12 protein-coding genes are annotated in these 16,526 nt (G+C 62.5%); 11 read left to right on the plus strand and 1 reads right to left on the minus strand.

Annotated features, from left to right (window positions below; all coding sequences use genetic code 11):
- The first annotated feature begins 107 nt into the window (after positions 1-107).
- On the plus strand, positions 108-1,100 hold the full coding sequence (locus tag AB5405_RS00310; protein ID WP_368137174.1) for a PLP-dependent transferase: 993 nt from the start codon (positions 108-110) through the stop codon (positions 1,098-1,100).
- Between the two features lie 132 nt (positions 1,101-1,232).
- On the opposite strand, the gene AB5405_RS00315 is transcribed toward AB5405_RS00310, so the two are convergent.
- A complete protein-coding gene (locus AB5405_RS00315) occupies positions 1,233-1,577 on the minus strand; it encodes a winged helix-turn-helix domain-containing protein (RefSeq protein ID WP_368137176.1) in 345 nt (114 codons plus the stop codon).
- 193 nt (positions 1,578-1,770) lie between these two features.
- Between AB5405_RS00315 and AB5405_RS00320 the strand changes: the two genes are divergently transcribed.
- From AB5405_RS00320 to dnaG, 10 genes are all read left to right on the plus strand, one after another.
- Entirely contained in the window at positions 1,771-3,282 is a 1,512-nt protein-coding gene (locus tag AB5405_RS00320) for an IMP dehydrogenase (protein ID WP_368137177.1), read from the plus strand.
- A gap of 259 nt (positions 3,283-3,541) precedes the next feature.
- Entirely contained in the window at positions 3,542-6,118 is a 2,577-nt protein-coding gene (gene leuS, locus AB5405_RS00325; RefSeq protein WP_368137178.1) for a leucine--tRNA ligase, read from the plus strand.
- Between the two features lie 257 nt (positions 6,119-6,375).
- The gene (gene rimP, locus AB5405_RS00330) at positions 6,376-6,870 is read left to right on the plus strand and encodes a ribosome maturation factor RimP (RefSeq protein ID WP_368137179.1); all 495 of its coding nucleotides are present in this window, start codon (positions 6,376-6,378) and stop codon (positions 6,868-6,870) included.
- 1 nt (position 6,871) lies between these two features.
- Entirely contained in the window at positions 6,872-8,119 is a 1,248-nt protein-coding gene (gene nusA / locus AB5405_RS00335; protein WP_368137180.1) for a transcription termination factor NusA, read from the plus strand.
- A gap of 91 nt (positions 8,120-8,210) precedes the next feature.
- A complete protein-coding gene (gene infB / locus AB5405_RS00340; RefSeq protein ID WP_195362080.1) occupies positions 8,211-10,925 on the plus strand; it encodes a translation initiation factor IF-2 in 2,715 nt (904 codons plus the stop codon).
- Between the two features lie 11 nt (positions 10,926-10,936).
- Entirely contained in the window at positions 10,937-11,347 is a 411-nt protein-coding gene (rbfA, locus tag AB5405_RS00345; RefSeq protein ID WP_316370072.1) for a 30S ribosome-binding factor RbfA, read from the plus strand.
- Positions 11,340-12,383 (plus strand): DHH family phosphoesterase, encoded by a 1,044-nt coding sequence (locus tag AB5405_RS00350; RefSeq protein ID WP_195568053.1) that lies wholly within the window; start codon positions 11,340-11,342, stop codon positions 12,381-12,383. The genes rbfA and AB5405_RS00350 overlap by 8 nt, the downstream gene beginning before the upstream one ends.
- Positions 12,384-12,398: 15 nt before the next feature.
- Complete coding sequence (truB, locus tag AB5405_RS00355; protein WP_368137182.1) at positions 12,399-13,331, plus strand: tRNA pseudouridine(55) synthase TruB; 933 nt, start codon at positions 12,399-12,401, stop codon at positions 13,329-13,331.
- Positions 13,328-14,335: a riboflavin biosynthesis protein RibF gene (ribF, locus tag AB5405_RS00360; protein WP_368137183.1), complete on the plus strand. Its 1,008-nt coding sequence runs from the start codon at positions 13,328-13,330 to the stop codon at positions 14,333-14,335. Before truB ends, ribF begins: the two co-directional genes overlap by 4 nt.
- Entirely contained in the window at positions 14,328-16,436 is a 2,109-nt protein-coding gene (gene dnaG / locus AB5405_RS00365) for a DNA primase (protein ID WP_368137184.1), read from the plus strand. Before ribF ends, dnaG begins: the two co-directional genes overlap by 8 nt.
- Positions 16,437-16,526: the final 90 nt, after the last annotated feature.

A 16,526-nucleotide genomic window follows, 5' to 3' on the forward strand; every position in this document is an offset into this window, starting at 1 on the left:
CTCAACATCTAGTCGATTCGTCGCATATCGGCGCTATACTGCAGCCGTTGCCCACGATGCGGGGAACACCCGTATCGTGGGTTTTTGTTTTGAAGGGACGGTACCGTATGGGCGTACAGCAGCTAGAGGAGGCCTGGGCTGCAAGGGCCGGCTCGCGTGAGGCGCGTCTTGTTGAGGCCCCGCATGTTCCGGCAGCGCTGTCGCTGCTGGGAATCGTGCGTCCCGGTGACCACCTGGTGGCCTTTGCGGATGACTTTACCGAAGCGTTTGCGTTCGGCTTTGATGCCTGCGACGTGGCTATGGTGGATGAGCCGTTGGCCGCAGCGTTTGCCGCCGCGTCCGAGGGCTTTGATGTTTCGTTTGACGCTGAGGGCTCGCACCTGTGGTGGTTTGTGAACTCAATCGGTGGCTTTGGCCTGCGTGTGCCCGATCTGCGTGCGCTGGGCCGCGCGGCTCGTGAGGCCCGCGCGCTGCTGGTTGTGGACAACACCGTGGCGTCGGCTTTTGGCTGCGATCCGCTGCGGCTGGGTGCTGCGCTGTCGCTCGAGGCGCTCGACCGCGTGTGTGCCGGTAAGGCTCCGCGTAAGCTCGTAGCCGCCTCGGTCGCGCGCTCGCAGCTCAAGCGCCATCGTGTGGATGCCGCTGCCGAGTGCGCGCATGCGCTGATCGAGGGGTGCGGATTGGCCGCGCTCGACTTGTCCTCCGATGAGGCTGAGGTTCTAGAGTACGGGCTCGACACGCTCGACACCCGCATGCGGGCGCACTTCGATCGTGCCCGTGCGCTGGCTGAATACTTGGCCGCGAACGAGATGGTGCGCAACGTGCGCTATCCCGGACTGAGCTCGCATCCCGACCATGCGGTTGCAACGGGAATCCTCGAGCACGGCTTTGGTCCGGCAGTTGAATTTGACCTGATGGACTGCACCGCGGGCGAATTCTTCAGCATGCTACCGGACGAATTCCGCACATCGCCCGCCGGCGGCGCAACAACGCGCCTTTCGGCCCCACGCGGCAAGCAGGGGAGCACCATCCGTCTCTTCGCCGGCACCGACGACCCTCTGGTCGTAGCGTCCACCCTAGACAACGCCCTTCGCAACTAGCTAAATCATCCTCAACTCCATGAGTTGCGGTGAAATATGGATTGACTTACGGTTTTGATCGTATAAACAGTCCCTATTTCACCGCAACTTATGAGAAGGGGTTGTGTAGCTAAAAGCCCCGTCCCAAATTGGCTACTCTTTGATGCTGGCGATAAGGTCGCTTGCTTTGTTGGCGATGATGTTGTTGATGTCGGCCTGCAGCTCCTCGTAGACCGCTATGGCTCGTTCGCCGGCGGGGGTGAGCGTGGATCCGCGGGCTCCGTCGCGCTCGATGAGCTTGCAGCCCAGCTGACCTTCGGCCTCGTTCACAATGCGCCAGGCCTTGGAATACGCCATGCCCATGCTCTTGGCGGCGCGGTTCAGCGAGTGCTCGCGGGCAATACCCTGCAGCAGCAAGACGCAGCCGTGACCAAACACGCCCGGCAGATCCTTGTCGCACGCTTGAATGACCAACTTTGCCGTCGTCTTGTACTCCATACACTCCACGTCTCCCCGCTAAAGTGTTTGCTGGGCAAACGCAAAGCCTGCGTCAAACCCTCGTGTGCTCTTCTTAAATCATGCATTGTAGCAGTCAAAGTGCGTTAAGATACTTCCCCAGTATTGGGCGCCCAAGGTTGGGCTGGGTCCTACGAGGCCTGCAGCCGACCGGTCGCATGGAAAAAGGAGAAACATGGCTACGTTCTTTCCCGGTGAGTCCCACACGTTTTCGGAGTATCTGCTGGTTCCTGGTTACTCGTCCTCGCAGTGCATCCCCAACAACGTCTCTCTCAAGACGCCGCTGACCCGCTTTAAGCGCGGTGAGAAGCCGGCAATCACCCTGAACATCCCCATGGTTTCCGCTATCATGCAGTCCGTCTCGGGCGTCGACATGGGTGTCGCGCTCGCTACCGAGGGTGGCCTGTCCTTCATCTATGGCTCCCAGAGCGCCGAGTCCGAGGCCGCCATGGTCAAGGCCGTCAAGGATCACAAGGCCGGCTTTGTTCAGTCCGATTCCACGCTGACCCCCGACATGACCATGGAGCAGGTCATCGAGCTCAAGGATAAGACCGGTCACTCCACCATGCCGGTCACCGACGACGGCACTCCCAAGGGTAAGCTCCTGGGTATCGTCACCAGCCGTGACTATCGCCCCAGCCGCGATGACCACCAGACGAAGGTCTCCGAGTTCATGACCCCGCGTGAGCAGCTCATCGTGGGCGACAAGAACATCAGCCTCAAGGTTGCCAACGACGTCATCTGGGACAACAAGCTCAACGCCCTTCCCATCGTCGACGACAACGATCACCTCATGGGCATCGTCTTCCGCAAGGACTACGACAGCCACAAGACCAACCCCAACGAGCTGCTCGACGGCGATAAGCGCTACATGGTCGGCGCCGGTATCAACACCCGTGACTATGCCGAGCGCGTGCCGCTGCTCATCGAGGCCGGTGCCGATGTCCTGTGCATCGACTCTTCCGAGGGCTTCAGCGAGTGGCAGAAGCGCACCATCGAGTGGATCCGCGCCAACTACGGCGAGGACGTCAAGGTCGGTGCCGGTAACGTCGTCGACGCCGAGGGCTTCCGCTTCCTGGCCGACTGCGGTGCCGACTTCATCAAGGTCGGTATCGGCGGCGGTTCCATCTGCATTACCCGCGAGACCAAGGGCATCGGCCGTGGCCAGGCCACCGCGCTGATCGACGTCTGCCGCGCTCGCGACGAGTATTACGAGGAGACCGGCGTCTACGTGCCCGTGTGCTCCGACGGCGGTATCGTCTACGACTACCACATGACGCTCGCCCTTGCCATGGGTGCCGACTTTATGATGCTGGGCCGCTACTTCGCCCGCTTTGACGAGAGCCCGACCGAGCGCGTCAACGTCAACGGCCAGTACATGAAGGAGTACTGGGGCGAGGGTTCCGCGCGTGCCCGCAACTGGCAGCGCTACGACCTGGGCGGCGCCGCGAAGCTCAGCTTCGTCGAGGGCGTCGACTCCTACGTCCCGTACGCTGGTTCCCTCAAGGACGGCGTGGGCGGCACGCTTTACAAGGTTAAGTCCACGATGTGCAACTGCGGTGCCCTCTCGATCCCCGAGCTCCAGGAAAAGGCACGCCTGACTCTGGTCAGCTCGACCTCGATCGTCGAAGGCGGCGCCCACGACGTAGTCGTGAAGGATTCGCAGCAGTCCGTATCTTATCGATAAGGTAAGAGCCTCACATAAGGGTTGAGTTTCAACCACGTTATTTAGATAAAGCGAGATGCCTGCAAGTCGCAGGCATCTCGCTTGTCGTATTTGCTATCATCAGTCAAGTTAACCTTAGGGTCGGTCGGCTTGGCTTTGTTCGCTACAAGTTCCGCACGCAAAGAAGAGCACTAAATGTGCTCTTCGTCTTGCGCAGGACTGTCCGCAGTAGCGAACAAAGCCAAGCCGACCGACCCCAGCTAAGATTAAAGGAGCTGATATGTGCGATTGCACAGATCATAAGGACGAGACCCCCGCTTACGACGCGCAGGCCATTGAGTCCAAGTGGATGAAGGCCTGGGAGGACTCCAACCTCTTTGCCGTCGACACCGACGACAGTAAGCCCAAGAAGTACGTGCTCGAGATGTTCCCGTATCCGTCGGGCGACCTGCACATGGGCCACGCGCGCAACTATACCATCGGCGATGCCATGGCCCGTCAGGCCCGCATGCGCGGCTACGATGTGCTGCATCCCATCGGCTTCGATGCCTTTGGCCTGCCCGCCGAGAACGCCGCCATCAAGCACAACACGCAGGCTGCCGCCTGGACGTATAAGAACATGGATCAGGCGCTTTCCACGATGAAGCGCATGGGCTTCTCCTACGATCTGGATCGCATGGTCAAGACCTGCAGCCCCGACTATTACCGCTGGGGCCAGTGGATCTTTGAGAAGATGTGGGAAAAGGGCCTGGTCTACCGCAAGAAGAACCCGGTCAATTGGTGCCCCACCTGTAAGACCGTTCTGGCCAACGAGCAGGTCACCGAGGGTAAGTGCTGGCGCTGCGGCACCGAGCCCGAGAAGCGCGACCTGGAGCAGTGGTACTTCAAGATTACCGAGTACTCCCAGGAGCTGCTCGACGATCTGGAGAAGCTCCCCGGCTGGCCCGAGCGCGTCAAGCAGATGCAGGCCAACTGGATCGGTCGCTCCGAGGGCGCCGAGGTCGACTTTACCCTGTGTGACAAGGATGGCGAGCCCATCGAGGGTGACGAGGGTAAGATCACCGTCTTTACCACGCGTGCCGACACGCTCTTCGGTGTGTCCTTCTTTGTCCTGGCTCCCGAGTACGCCGGCCTGCACGAGCTCGTCGAGGGCACGGAATACGAGGAGGCCGTGACCAAGATCGTCGAGGACTCCAAGCATATCTCTGCCGTCGAGCGTGCCCAGGGCACCCTCGAGAAGCACGGCGCCTTTACCGGCCGCTACGTGGTGAACCCCGTCAACGGCGAGAAGGTCCCCGTGTGGGTTGCCGATTATGTCGTTGCCGACTACGGCACCGGCGCCGTCATGGCCGTTCCCTGCGGCGACCAGCGCGACTTTGAGTTTGCCCGCAAGTACGATCTGCCTATTGTGCCGATCATCCTGGACGATGACGATCGTGCTGCCGTCGAGGCCAGCGGCGAGACCATCGATACCTTCCATGCCGAGACCGTCGACTGGGATTGCGCCCACGCTGCCGAGGGCACGCTTGTCCAGTCCGGCAAGTACACCGGCATGCGCGGCGGCAAGCATTCCGAGGGCGAGGCTGCGATCGTGGCCGACCTCGAGGCCATGGGCTGCGGCCGTCGCAAGGTCGAGTTCCGTCTGCGCGACTGGCTCATCAGCCGCCAGCGTTACTGGGGCAACCCCATCCCGGCCATCCACTGCGAGCACTGCGGCATCGTGCCCGTGCCCGAGGACCAGCTGCCGGTGACGCTGCCCGAGAACCTGGACCTGGGTGCCGGCGAGACCCTCGCCGAGTGCAAGGAGTTCTACGAGACCACCTGCCCGGTCTGCGGTCGCCCGGCCAAGCGCGAGACCGATACCATGGACACCTTTACCTGCTCCAGCTGGTATTACCTGCGCTATACCGATCCGCACAACACCGAGCTGCCCTTCTCCCGCGAGGCCGCCGACCGTTGGATGCCCGTCGATAACTACATCGGTGGCATCGAGCACGCCATTCTGCACCTGCTCTACAGCCGCTTCTTTACCAAGGCGCTGCGCGACCTGGGCCTGCTGAGCGTGGACGAGCCCTTCACCAACCTGCTGTGCCAGGGCATGGTCAAGGACGAGAACGGCGACACCATGTCCAAGTCCAAGGGCAATGTGGTGCCCCCGAGCTCGGTTATCGAGCCCTACGGCGCCGACACCATGCGTCTGGCGATCCTGTTTATCGCTCCGCCCGAGAAGGACTTCGACTGGGATCCCAAGGCCGTCGAGGGCGCCAACCGCTTTATCAAGCGCGCCTGGCGTATCGTGTGGCAGCTCGTCCAGTCGGGTGACGCCAACGTGGCCTTCGACAAGTCCGTGCTCGACGAGACCGCGATGAAGCTCTACCGCGAGCGTCACCGCACCATTGCCAAGTGCACCGAGGACTTCGATCGCGGCCAGTTCAACACCGCGATCTCGGCCGTCATGGAGCTCGTCAACGCGGCGAGCGCCTACCTCAACGCCACCGAGGGCGCTGCCCGCGACAAGGCATTGTGCTACGGTGTGGCCAAGGACATCGTGAGCGTTCTTGCTCCCATCTGCCCGTTCTGGGCCGACGAGCTGTGGCACGAGGCACTCGGCTGTGAGGGCAACGCCTACACCGCCGCCTGGCCCGAGTTCGACCTGGCCGAGTCCATCGAGGATACGGTGCAGATCGTCGTACAGGTGCTCGGTAAGGTCCGTGGCCGCATCGACGTCGCCCGCGACGCCTCAAACGAGGAGATGCAGGCTGCCGCCGAGGCTGCTGTCACCAAGTGGACCGAGGGCAAGACGGTCGTCAAGGCCATCTGCGTGCCTGGCAAGCTGGTTAACCTGGTGGTCAAGTAAGCGCTGCGCGCATAGCTGACATGTAAAAGCGAGGGACGATTCCGCAGGGAGTCGCCCCTCGCTTTGGTTATGGATACTTGCGACAACACCCAATTATCCATTTCTTGTGGAGAACCTGTGCTCACGCTGACCTGCGGGTTTGTGTTGTGGTTGCACGTTTGCGCAGGTATTGGTATAGTTTGCTTGCAAATGAAGTTGTAATTGAAAGAAGTGGGGTTTCGGCCCCGCTTCTTTTTTGTATGGATGGAGGTGCCGCAATGGTCAAGACCAAGACCGAGCAGGCGATCATCGACGCGCTCGAGGCCGTCGCTCCCCAGCACGATGTCGACATCGTCGATGTTGAGCTCGTGGGTGCCACCAAGGCCCCCTGCGTGCGTGTGCGTATCGAGGGTGCCGAGGGTCAGAGCCTATCGCTCAATGACGTCACGGCCAATACCAAATGGGTCGGCGATGTGATTGAGGAGCTCGACCCCATTTCTTCGAGCTATACGCTCGAGGTGTCGAGCCCGGGTATGGCGCGCCCGCTGCGCCGCCCGCGTGACTTTGCCCGTTTTGTGGGCGAGAACTGCGAGCTCACCTCCACCGCCACCGAGGGCCGACGCAAGTACGCCGGCAAGATTGCCGCCGCCACCGAGGCGAACGTGACCCTCGAGCTCGAGGACGGCGAGTCTGTTACCCTCGATTTCTCTGATGTTAAAAAGTGCAAGTTGAAGCCCACCTATGACTTCAAGCCCGCGAAGGAAGGAAAGTAAGATGGCAGCATCCGACATGATGTCCGCCCTGATGGAGCTTTGCCAGGAGAAGCACATCGACCAGCTCTACCTGATCGACCGCCTGGAGCAGTCGCTCGCCAAGAGCTATGCCGAGATCCTGCATCTTGAGTGGGGCGCCAAGGTGACCATCGACCGCACCACCGGCAAGATCTACGTCTACCGTCTGGAGCCGATCGACGATTCCATGGACGAGGAGGGCAACTTCACCGAGTTCGAGGAGATCGACGTCACCCCCAAGAACACGAGCCGCATCGCCGCCCAGCACGCCAAGGCCGAGATCAACGCCATCGTGCGCAACTCCGCCCGCGAGCAGATCTACGAGGAGTTCTCCGGCCGCATCGGTGACCTCATCAGCGGTACCGTGCTGCAGTCCACACCCGACTTCACGATCGTCAAGATTCGCGAGGGCGTCGAGGCCGAGCTTCCGCACTTCGACCAGCGCCGTTACGAGAACGAGCGCAACGAGCGTCCGATGGGCGAGCGCTACCTGCACAACCAGCACATCAAGGCCGTGATCATCGACGTTCGCGACCCCAACTCTAACCTGCAGCCGGTTCGTGGCGAGCACAGCCGTCCGCCGATTGTCATCTCCCGTACCCACCCCGAGCTCATGCGTCGTCTGTTTGAGCAGGAGGTGCCCGAGATCTATGAGGGCACCGTCCAGATCAAGTCGATCGCCCGCGAGCCCGGCCAGCGCTCCAAGGTCGCCGTTCACTCGCTCGACGATCGCCTGGATCCGGTTGGCGCCTGCGTCGGTCCCAAGGGCAGCCGTGTTCGCGCCGTCGTGGGCGAGCTCCGTGGCGAGCGCGTCGACGTCATCCTGTGGGATGCCGATCCGGCCGTCTACGTCGCCAACGCCCTGTCGCCCGCCAAGGTCACCCGCGTCCTCATCGACGAGGAGAAGGCCTATGCCGGCGTTATCGTGCCCGACGACCAGCTGTCCCTCGCCATCGGCAAGGAGGGCCAGAACGCCCGCCTCGCCGCGCGCCTGACCGGCTGGCACATCGACATTAAGTCCGAGACCCTTGCCGCCGACATCCTCAAGAATGTTCCCGTTCACGAGGAGCCCGCCGCCGACCTGATCGGTGACGAGGAGGACGAGGACGTCCGTCGCTGCGAGTTCGTGTCCGAGGACGGCATCCAGTGCCGCAACCAGGCCCGTTCCGGCTCCCGTTTCTGCGGTGTCCACGACACCGACGCCTTCGATGATGCGGAGGACCTGATCTAGCGCGCGGTCGCGCCGGGCGGGTCCCAGCGCATACCCCACGCTCGTTCAGTCTCTAGGCACCCAAGGTGCCAGAAAGGGTAGGTGAAGTCATATGGCAAAAGTCCGTGTGTCCACCCTGGCCAAAGAGTTCGGCATGACCTCCAAGGAACTGATGGGTCATCTCGCCGAAATGAAGATTCCCGCTAAGTCCGCTTCCTCCGCTCTGGAGGACGCATACGTCGCCATGGTCCGCAAGCAGCTCGCCTCGGTGATCGAGGCCCGCGCCCAGGAAGTCGAGGCCGCCAAGCTGGCCGAGGAGCAGGCCGCTGCCGCCGAGGAGGCAGCACGCGCTGCCGAGGCAGAGCGCGAGCGCATCGCCGCCGAGAAGGCACGCGAGGAGGAGCGCCGCCAGTTCGCCGCTGCCCAGGCTGCCGAGGAGGCCGCCCGCGCCGAGGCCGAGGCTAAGAAGAAGGCCGAGCAGGAGCGCCTTGCCCGCGAGAAGGAGGAGGCTGCCCGCGAGGCCCAGCGCCGCGCCGTCCCCGCTTCCGATTCCGGTTCGCGTTTCCGTTCGCTGCTCGACCAGATCGCCGCACAGGAGACCGTCCTCAAGGAGAAGAAGGACGCCGAGGAGAAGGCCAAGGCCGAGCGCGCTGCCGAGCGCGGCAACCGTCGTGGCGGCAACAACGACCGTCGCGGTGGCCGTCGTAACGATCGCAACGCTTCCGACAACAACTCCGAGCGCAATGCCTCCGAGAACCGTCCCCACAGCCATCGCACCAATGCCAGCAACAACGTCGCTGCCGGCATGGACTTCCCCAACCCCGACAAGCAGGGCAAGGGCAAGAAGCGCAAGGGCGGTCACAACAACGAAGAGGACCACTACAGCCGCATGGCTCGCGAGGCCGAGGAGTACAGCCGCGAGAAGGTGCTCGAGGAGGCTCGTGCCGCCGTCGAGGAGGCCTCTCGCGAGTCCACCGGTCGCCGCAAAAAGCGCAAGGAGAAGCGCGAGCGCGAGGCCGCAAAGGCTCAGGAGGAGCGCAAGATAGAGGAGGCGCTGGCCCAGGGCGTGAACCCCGAGGACCTCGACGCTATCAAGGTCTCCCAGGGCGTTACCGTCCAGGAGCTCGCCGAGGCGCTCGACGTTCCGGCCAACGACATCATCAAGCGCCTGTTCCTGCTGGGTACGCCGCTCACCATGACGCAGTCCATGTCCGACGACCTCGTCGAGCTCGTTGCCGACGACTTGGGCCGCCAGATTAAGATCATCACCCCCGAGGAGGAGAACACCTTCTCGTTCTACGACGATCCCGCCGACCTTAAGCCGCGCGCACCGGTCGTCACCGTCATGGGCCACGTCGACCACGGCAAGACGTCGCTGCTCGACGCCATCCGTCACACCGGCGTTGCTGCCGGCGAGGCGGGCGGCATTACGCAGGCCATCGGCGCTTCGCAGGTCATGATCAACGACCGCAAGATCACCTTCATCGATACCCCGGGTCACGCCACCTTTACGGCTATGCGTGCCCGTGGCGCCAAGGTGACCGACATCGTCATTCTGATCGTGGCTGCCGACGACGGTGTCATGCCCCAGACCGTCGAGTCGATCAACCACGCCAAGGCCGCCGGCGTACCCATCGTCGTCGCCGTCAACAAGATCGATAAGCCGGGCGCCAACCCCGACCGCGTGCGCCAGGAGCTCACCGAGTACGGCGTCATCCCCGAGGAGTGGGGCGGACAGAACATGTTCGTCAACATCTCGGCCAAGCAGAAGATCGGCATCGATGACCTTCTGGAGACCGTGCTGCTCCAGGCAGACGTGCTCGAGCTCAAGGCTAACCCGGACACCTTTGCCTCCGGCAACGTCCTCGAGGCCAAGCTCGACAAGGGCCGCGGCTCGGTCGCTACCGTGCTCGTGACCCGCGGTACCCTGCACGTAGGCGATACGCTGGTCGCTGGCCTCACCTACGGCCGCGTCCGCGCCATGCTCGACCCCAAGGGTCGCGCCGTCACCGAGGCCGGTCCCTCCGACGCTGTCGAGATCCTGGGCCTGCAGTCCGTGCCCAACGCCGGTGACGAATTCCGCGTGTTCGAGGACGAGCGCGAGGCTCGCGCCCTTGCCGACGAGCGTTCGCTCAAGGCCCGTATCGAGGAGCAGAGTCGCGTCAAGCACGTCACGCTCGAGAACCTCTTCGAGACCATCGCCGACGCCGAGGTCAAGGAGCTCAACCTGATTATCAAGGCCGACGTCCAGGGCTCCATCGAGGCTCTTCAGGACTCGCTCGACAAGATGGATCAGTCCGAGGTTCGCATCAACACGATTCACTCCGCCGTTGGCGCCATCAACGAGACCGACGTGGTCCTGGCCGACGCCTCCAACGCCATCATCATCGGCTTTGGCGTCCGTCCCGACGGTAAGGCCCGCTCCGCCGCCGAGCGCGAGGGCGTCGAGATCCGTTGCTACGACGTCATCTATAAGTGCCTCGAGGAGCTCGACGCCGCCCGTATCGGCATGCTCAAGCCCACCGAGGTCGAGGTCGCCACGGGTACCGCGACCGTCCTGGACACCTTCAAGGTGCCTAAAGTCGGTATCGCCGCCGGTGTCCGCGTCGAAGAGGGCGAGATCGCCGCGACCGATTCCGTGCGCCTGGTGCGCGACGGCATCGTGGTCTTCAACGGCAAGATCGCCTCGATGCGCCACTACAAGGACGAGGCCAAGAGCCTCAAGAGCGGTTCCGAGGGCGGCATTGGCTTGGAGAACTTCCAGGACATCAAGCCCGGCGATCAGATCGAGGGTTACCGCATCGACCAGGTTGCCCGTACCGAGTAGGGGGTAGCGCTATGAAGCAAACGCAGGCAACCCGCCGTCTGGGCGAGCAGCTTCGCGAGAAGCTCGGTTATATCCTGCTCTTTGAGGTTTCCGATCCGCGACTCGACCTGGTTACTTTGACCGCGGTCGAGGTCGCGGTGGACCGTTCGTTCGCGCGCGTGTACGTGTCGTGCGATGCGAGCCGCTACGACGAGGTCATGGAGGCGCTCGCTAGCGCTAAGGGCCGTATTCGCAGCCTGTTGGCTCGCTCGCTCGATTGGCGTGTTACGCCCGAGCTCGATTTTCGCATCGATCGCTCGACCGATGAGGCCGAGCGCATCACGCGTGCGCTGGAAAACGTTCCCGCCACGCTTGGGATCGAAAAGGACGAGGACGGCTATCCGATAGCGGACGCCGCCCAGGAGGCAGCTTTAGATGACTAATTCCGCCGACCTCGCCTCGTGCGAGTCTGCAGATATTCAGCGACGCATCCTCGAGCTCATCGAGGGTGCGTCCTCCATTGCGATTTCGGGACATACTTCTCCCGATGGCGACGCCTTGGGCTCCGTATTGGGTCTGGGCCTTTCGCTCATGAAGTTTTTCCCCAACAAGGACATTGCGCTGCTGCTGGCAGACGATGACCCGGTTCCGCGTATCTACCGCTTTATGGAAGGCTCCGATCGCCTGGTGCCGGCATCTGCGTACGCCGGCAATCCTGACCTGTTCATCTCGGTGGACGTACCGGTCGTCGAGCGCCTCAATAATTCTGCCGAGGTGCTTCGTCGCTCCAAGCATGTGGTGTGCTTCGATCATCATCCGGCGCGCGAGGAGTTTGCCGAGCTCAGTCTGAGGCGCGTCGATGCCGCGGCCTGCGCCATGATCATCGACCGTTTCTTGGACAATTGCGGCATTGTCGCACGTGACGGCGTCGCGACCTGCTTGCTGTGCGGCTTGGTGACCGACACCGGTCGTTTCCAGTACCAGAACGCCGATGCTGCCGCGTTCCATGCTGCTTCGCGCCTGGTGGCGCATGGCGCCAATCCGGCTCGTGTCGCACTCGAGGTCTATCAGAGCATGCGCGTCGAGTTTTTGCACCTCAAGTCCATTGTCATGGGCCGTATCAAGACGGTCGCGCACGGGCGCGTGGCGTATAGCTATGCCTTCCAGAGCGACCTTGAGGCCTGCGGCGTCACCTCGGATGAATGTGACGGTCTGGTCGATGTGGTGCGTTCGGTGATGGGCGTCGAGGTCTGCCTGTTCTTAAAGGGCATCGACGGCGATACCAAGGTGCGCGGCAACCTGCGCTCCAAGGGCGACCTTGATGTGTCCGAGATCGCTGCCAACTTTGGCGGTGGCGGGCATCATGCCGCCGCCGGCTTTTCCAACAACGGAACAATTCGCGAGACGCTCGCCGTGGCACTTCCCATGCTGGCCGAGCTGGTGGGGGAGGATCCCGCTTCGGTGACCGTCGAGCTTTAACTTTTTGGATGGTACATGGCTCGTCGTACGCCTTCTCAACTGAATATGCTGCTCGCCGTCGATAAGCCGGTGGGCTGCACGTCCCACGATGTGGTCTCGCAATGCCGACGCGCCCTCCATGAGCGGCGCGTCGGCCATGCCGGCACGCTCGACCCCATGGCATCCGGCGTCATGGTGGTGGGCGTGGGCCAGGCTACTCGTCTGCTGGGCATGCTAACCCTCGATACCAAAAGCTATGTCGCCGACATCTCGTTTGGCGCCGAGACCAATACCGATGATGCGGAGGGCGAGGCGGTCCGCACGGTGGCTGTTGCCAACGAGCTCCGCGATCCTGCCTATGCTCGTGAGCGCTTGGCCGCCATGCTGGGCCCGCAGATGCAGGTGCCGCCGGCGTTTTCTGCTATCTCGGTCAATGGCGTTCGCGCCTACAAGTCTGCTCGCGAGGGCAATGCGGTGGACCTACCTCCGCGCCCCGTCGAGGTCTATGCCGCCGACCTGATCGCCGTGGGCGGCGAAGGTGATACGTGTGTGTGGACCGTGGCGTTCTCGGTGAGCAAGGGCACCTATATCCGTGCGCTCGCTCGCGAACTGGGCCGCGCTTGCGATAGCGCCGCGCATATTTCCGCGCTGCGCCGCACGGCTTCCGGTGTTGTTTCCATTGGCGCTTGTCATGCGGTCGAGGAGCTTTCTCCCGAGTCCGCGGCTGGCTTTGCCCTGGATCCCATTGCGGCCCTGGGCGCCACACGTGTTGACTTGCCGGGCAATCTTGCCGACGACCTGCTCTGCGGCCGACGCATTCCCGTTGAGCGTGCGCTTGCCGATTTCGATTCCTCGAAGGCGCCGTTTGCGTTGGTGCTCGATGGGGGACTCAAGGCGCTCGCCCGCATTGAGGGCGGCCGCTTTGTCATGGAGCACGTGTTTCCGCAGGCAATCGGCGGTGTTCGATGATGTTGTCCGCTCGCGAGCTCGCGCGTGTCTTTTTCGCGGGCGAGTCGGACGAGGCTCGCATCGTTGCTGCCGATACGTTTGATGAGTGTGAGCACTTGGGTGCCGCTTCAATCGCCATTGGCGTGTTCGACGGCGTTCACCGTGGACACCAGGAACTCATTGCGGCGCTTGTCCGTGATGCCCGTGCCCATGGCTGCAAGGCGGTCGTAGTTACCTTCGATCCCGACCCGGACGTCGTGGTGAGCCCTTCGCCCGCTCAAAAATTGATGACGACGGCCGACCGTCTGCATGCCTTGGCTCAAACTGGGGTCGATGCGGTGGTGGCCGTTCCCTTTACGCCTGAGGTTGCGGCGCTTGACCATGTTGCTTTTCTCTCGCTGGTGTCGCGTCTGGTCGACATTCGATCGATTCGCGTTGGCAGCGACTTTAGGCTGGGTCGTGGCGGTGCTTCTGGTGTTGCCGAGATGCGCTCCTGGGGTTCCGAGCACGGCGTTGACGTGTATGGTCACGACCTGCTTTGCGAGGGCGGTGAGGCCATTTGCGCCACCCGCATTCGTCATGAGCTGGGACAGGGCCATGTGGAGCTTGCTGCTGGGTTACTCGGCCGTCCGTATATGGTGCGTGGCGGTGTTATTCGCGGCCGTCACGAGGGTTCTGGCATGGGCTTTCCCACGGCAAACTTGCAGGTTCCCGACGGCATTCAGGTGCCAGCCGATGGCGTGTATGAGGGTCTGGTGCTGGTCGATGACACCGCGTGGCCCGCTGCTGTGAACGTCGGCCTGCCGCCAACGTATGCTGACGATGCGGCATCTGCGCATCTCGAGGCTAATTTAATTGGTTATACGGGCGACCTGTACGGCGCTTCCGTTTCGCTGGCGTTTACGCGCTGGCTGCGTCCCTCGCGTGTGTTCGATTCGCTGGATGAGTTGATCGCGACCGTCGAGGGTAATATCGAGGATATTCGTCACAACTTGGGCGATCAGGGGGTGAGCATCCGTGATTAGCGATGAGGAAAAAGACCAGGTACGCGCTGCGTCTGACCTGGTTGCCATCGTGCAGGAAACGGTCGAGCTCAAGCCTCGCGGCCATGAGTTTTGGGGATGCTGCCCCTTCCATGGCGAGAAGACGCCGTCCTTCCACATTATCCCCGCCACGCAGGTGTGGCATTGCTTTGGTTGCGGCGAGGGTGGCGACGTTTTCACGTATATCATGAAGCGCGAGAACCTGAGCTTTCCCGAGTCAATCCGTTACTTGGCCGATCGCGCGGGTATTGAGCTGCATGACACCGGAGATCGCCGCGAGCGCGGCACCAAGCGTGCCCGCATCTACGATCTGTGCGCCGAGACCGCCCAGTTCTACCACACCATGCTCATGCGCGGTAAGGACGGCCGTCCGCGCGAGTACTTTGCCAGCCGCGGCATGGGCGGCGACGTCTGCCGCCGCTACTGCCTGGGCTTTGCACCGGGCCGTAACGCGCTGGTGTCGCACCTGTCCCAGGCGGGTTTTACCCCGCAGGAGATGATCGACGCCAACGTTGCCGTGAGTCGCGGGCGCGGGCAGCTTGCCGACCGCTTTTACGACCGCGTGATGTTCCCCATCTTTGACGAGCAGGGTCACAACATTGCCTTTGGCGGTCGCATTATGGGCGACGGCCAGCCTAAGTATCTCAACACCGCCGAGACGAGCGTGTTTCATAAAAAGCGAAACCTCTACGGCTTTAATTGGGCCAAGGAGTTTATCGTCGCGCAGGATACCGCCATCGTGGTAGAGGGCTATACCGATTGCATCGCCTGCTGGGAGGCGGGGATTAAAAACGTTGTCGCCACGCTGGGCACCGCCCTCACGGAGCATCACGTCAAGACGCTCACTCGCTTTGCCAAGCGCATCGTGTATATGTTCGACGGCGATGCAGCGGGCCAGAAGGCCGCCCGTCGCGCGATTCAGTTTATCGAGCAGGATTCCATGGACCTGCGCTGCGTGGTGCTCCCCGACGGCAACGACCCCATGGAGTTCATCACCGCACATGGTGGCGAGGCACTGCAGACGCGCATCGACGCTGCCGAGCCGCTTATGGACTTTGTCTACCGTTCGCTGCAGGAGTCGAGTGACATCACCACGCCGGGCGGTCGCGCTAAGGCGCTGGAAGATGCGCTGACGCTTATCTATCCGTTGCGCAACAGCTATATGATCGACACGTACTTTATCCAGATTGCCGATCTGCTGGGTTTGGATCTGGAGACGGTGCGCGCGAGCTCGGGTCGTGTGTTTCGCGATGTCGCCAAGCGCGAGGATGCGGAACGACGTCGTGAGCAGAACTATGAGCGCCAGCGGGCACAGACTGAGCGGTCCGGTAGCGCGGGCGGTCGGGCGTCGGGTTCTCGCGATGCCGGTCGCGGTGCTTGGGCATCGGGCGCGACGCCGCCGGTGTCCGCGCCGGTCGAAGAAGAGCCGTACGACTACGTCCCGCTCGATGCCTACGGCGCCGCGCCCGTGGAGGTCGTCGACGACCTGCCGCCGATCGATGTGCCTGATGGTATGGGCGCTGTGCCTGTGGCTGACGGTTCGGGCGCACCGGCTGCGGCGGCGCCGATGGTTCTTACCGATCTTGAACGCAAGTCCTTGGCAGGGGAGCGCGAGCTGTTGACGATGCTCACGAGCTACCCCGACCTGTTCCGCACGTATGCCGACCGCATCTGCTCCATCGAGTGGGTTGACCCGCGTCACGAGTCCATTGCATGGGCCGTTCTGGCAACGCCGCCGGGAACCGATCCTGCAGCCTGCATGGATGCGGCGCGCTCAGTGTGTCCCGATGCGGCAACGCTTGTGAGTGCCGGGCGCATCTCCGCGACGAGCAAGCACCCCACCGAGACGAACATCGTGTTTATGCTTGATACGCTTGAGCTCTACACCATCAAACGCCGCATGCGTACCGCACAGGCCAAGCTGCGCCAGGACCGTTCGCTTGATGATGAGGCCCGTCGCGCGCTGACCGTGCAGGCCGCGCAGGACTCGCAGCGTCAACGCGAACTGCAAAAGTCGATCGGCGGCGTGGCGGATCCGTTCCGTTTGATCGGCCTGGAGGCCGCAGGCACCGAACAAGCCTAGATGTTGTGGTCAACCAGCGTATTCTCGCCTATATCCAGTCCTCTTTTTGGGTATAGACGTCAATGTGTGTGCTAAAGTATTGAGTCCTGT

It is taken from the genome of Collinsella aerofaciens (assembly GCF_040920445.1).
In the GTDB taxonomy this organism is placed as follows: Bacteria; Actinomycetota; Coriobacteriia; order Coriobacteriales; family Coriobacteriaceae; genus Collinsella; species Collinsella aerofaciens_BH.

What these genes read in the sequence shown, in the direction of transcription:
- rimP (WP_368137179.1), top strand. Translation starts at nt 6,376, where the DNA reads ATGGTCAAGACCAAGACCGAGCAGGCGATCATCGACGCGCTCGAGGCC.
- rbfA (WP_316370072.1), top strand. Translation starts at nt 10,937, where the DNA reads ATGAAGCAAACGCAGGCAACCCGCCGTCTGGGCGAGCAGCTTCGCGAG.
- AB5405_RS00350 (WP_195568053.1), top strand. Translation starts at nt 11,340, where the DNA reads ATGACTAATTCCGCCGACCTCGCCTCGTGCGAGTCTGCAGATATTCAG.
- AB5405_RS00320 (WP_368137177.1), top strand. Translation starts at nt 1,771, where the DNA reads ATGGCTACGTTCTTTCCCGGTGAGTCCCACACGTTTTCGGAGTATCTG.
- leuS (WP_368137178.1), top strand. Translation starts at nt 3,542, where the DNA reads ATGTGCGATTGCACAGATCATAAGGACGAGACCCCCGCTTACGACGCG.
- nusA (WP_368137180.1), top strand. Translation starts at nt 6,872, where the DNA reads ATGGCAGCATCCGACATGATGTCCGCCCTGATGGAGCTTTGCCAGGAG.
- AB5405_RS00315 (WP_368137176.1), bottom strand. Translation starts at nt 1,577, where the DNA reads ATGGAGTACAAGACGACGGCAAAGTTGGTCATTCAAGCGTGCGACAAG.
- infB (WP_195362080.1), top strand. Translation starts at nt 8,211, where the DNA reads ATGGCAAAAGTCCGTGTGTCCACCCTGGCCAAAGAGTTCGGCATGACC.
- truB (WP_368137182.1), top strand. Translation starts at nt 12,399, where the DNA reads ATGGCTCGTCGTACGCCTTCTCAACTGAATATGCTGCTCGCCGTCGAT.
- AB5405_RS00310 (WP_368137174.1), top strand. Translation starts at nt 108, where the DNA reads ATGGGCGTACAGCAGCTAGAGGAGGCCTGGGCTGCAAGGGCCGGCTCG.
- ribF (WP_368137183.1), top strand. Translation starts at nt 13,328, where the DNA reads ATGATGTTGTCCGCTCGCGAGCTCGCGCGTGTCTTTTTCGCGGGCGAG.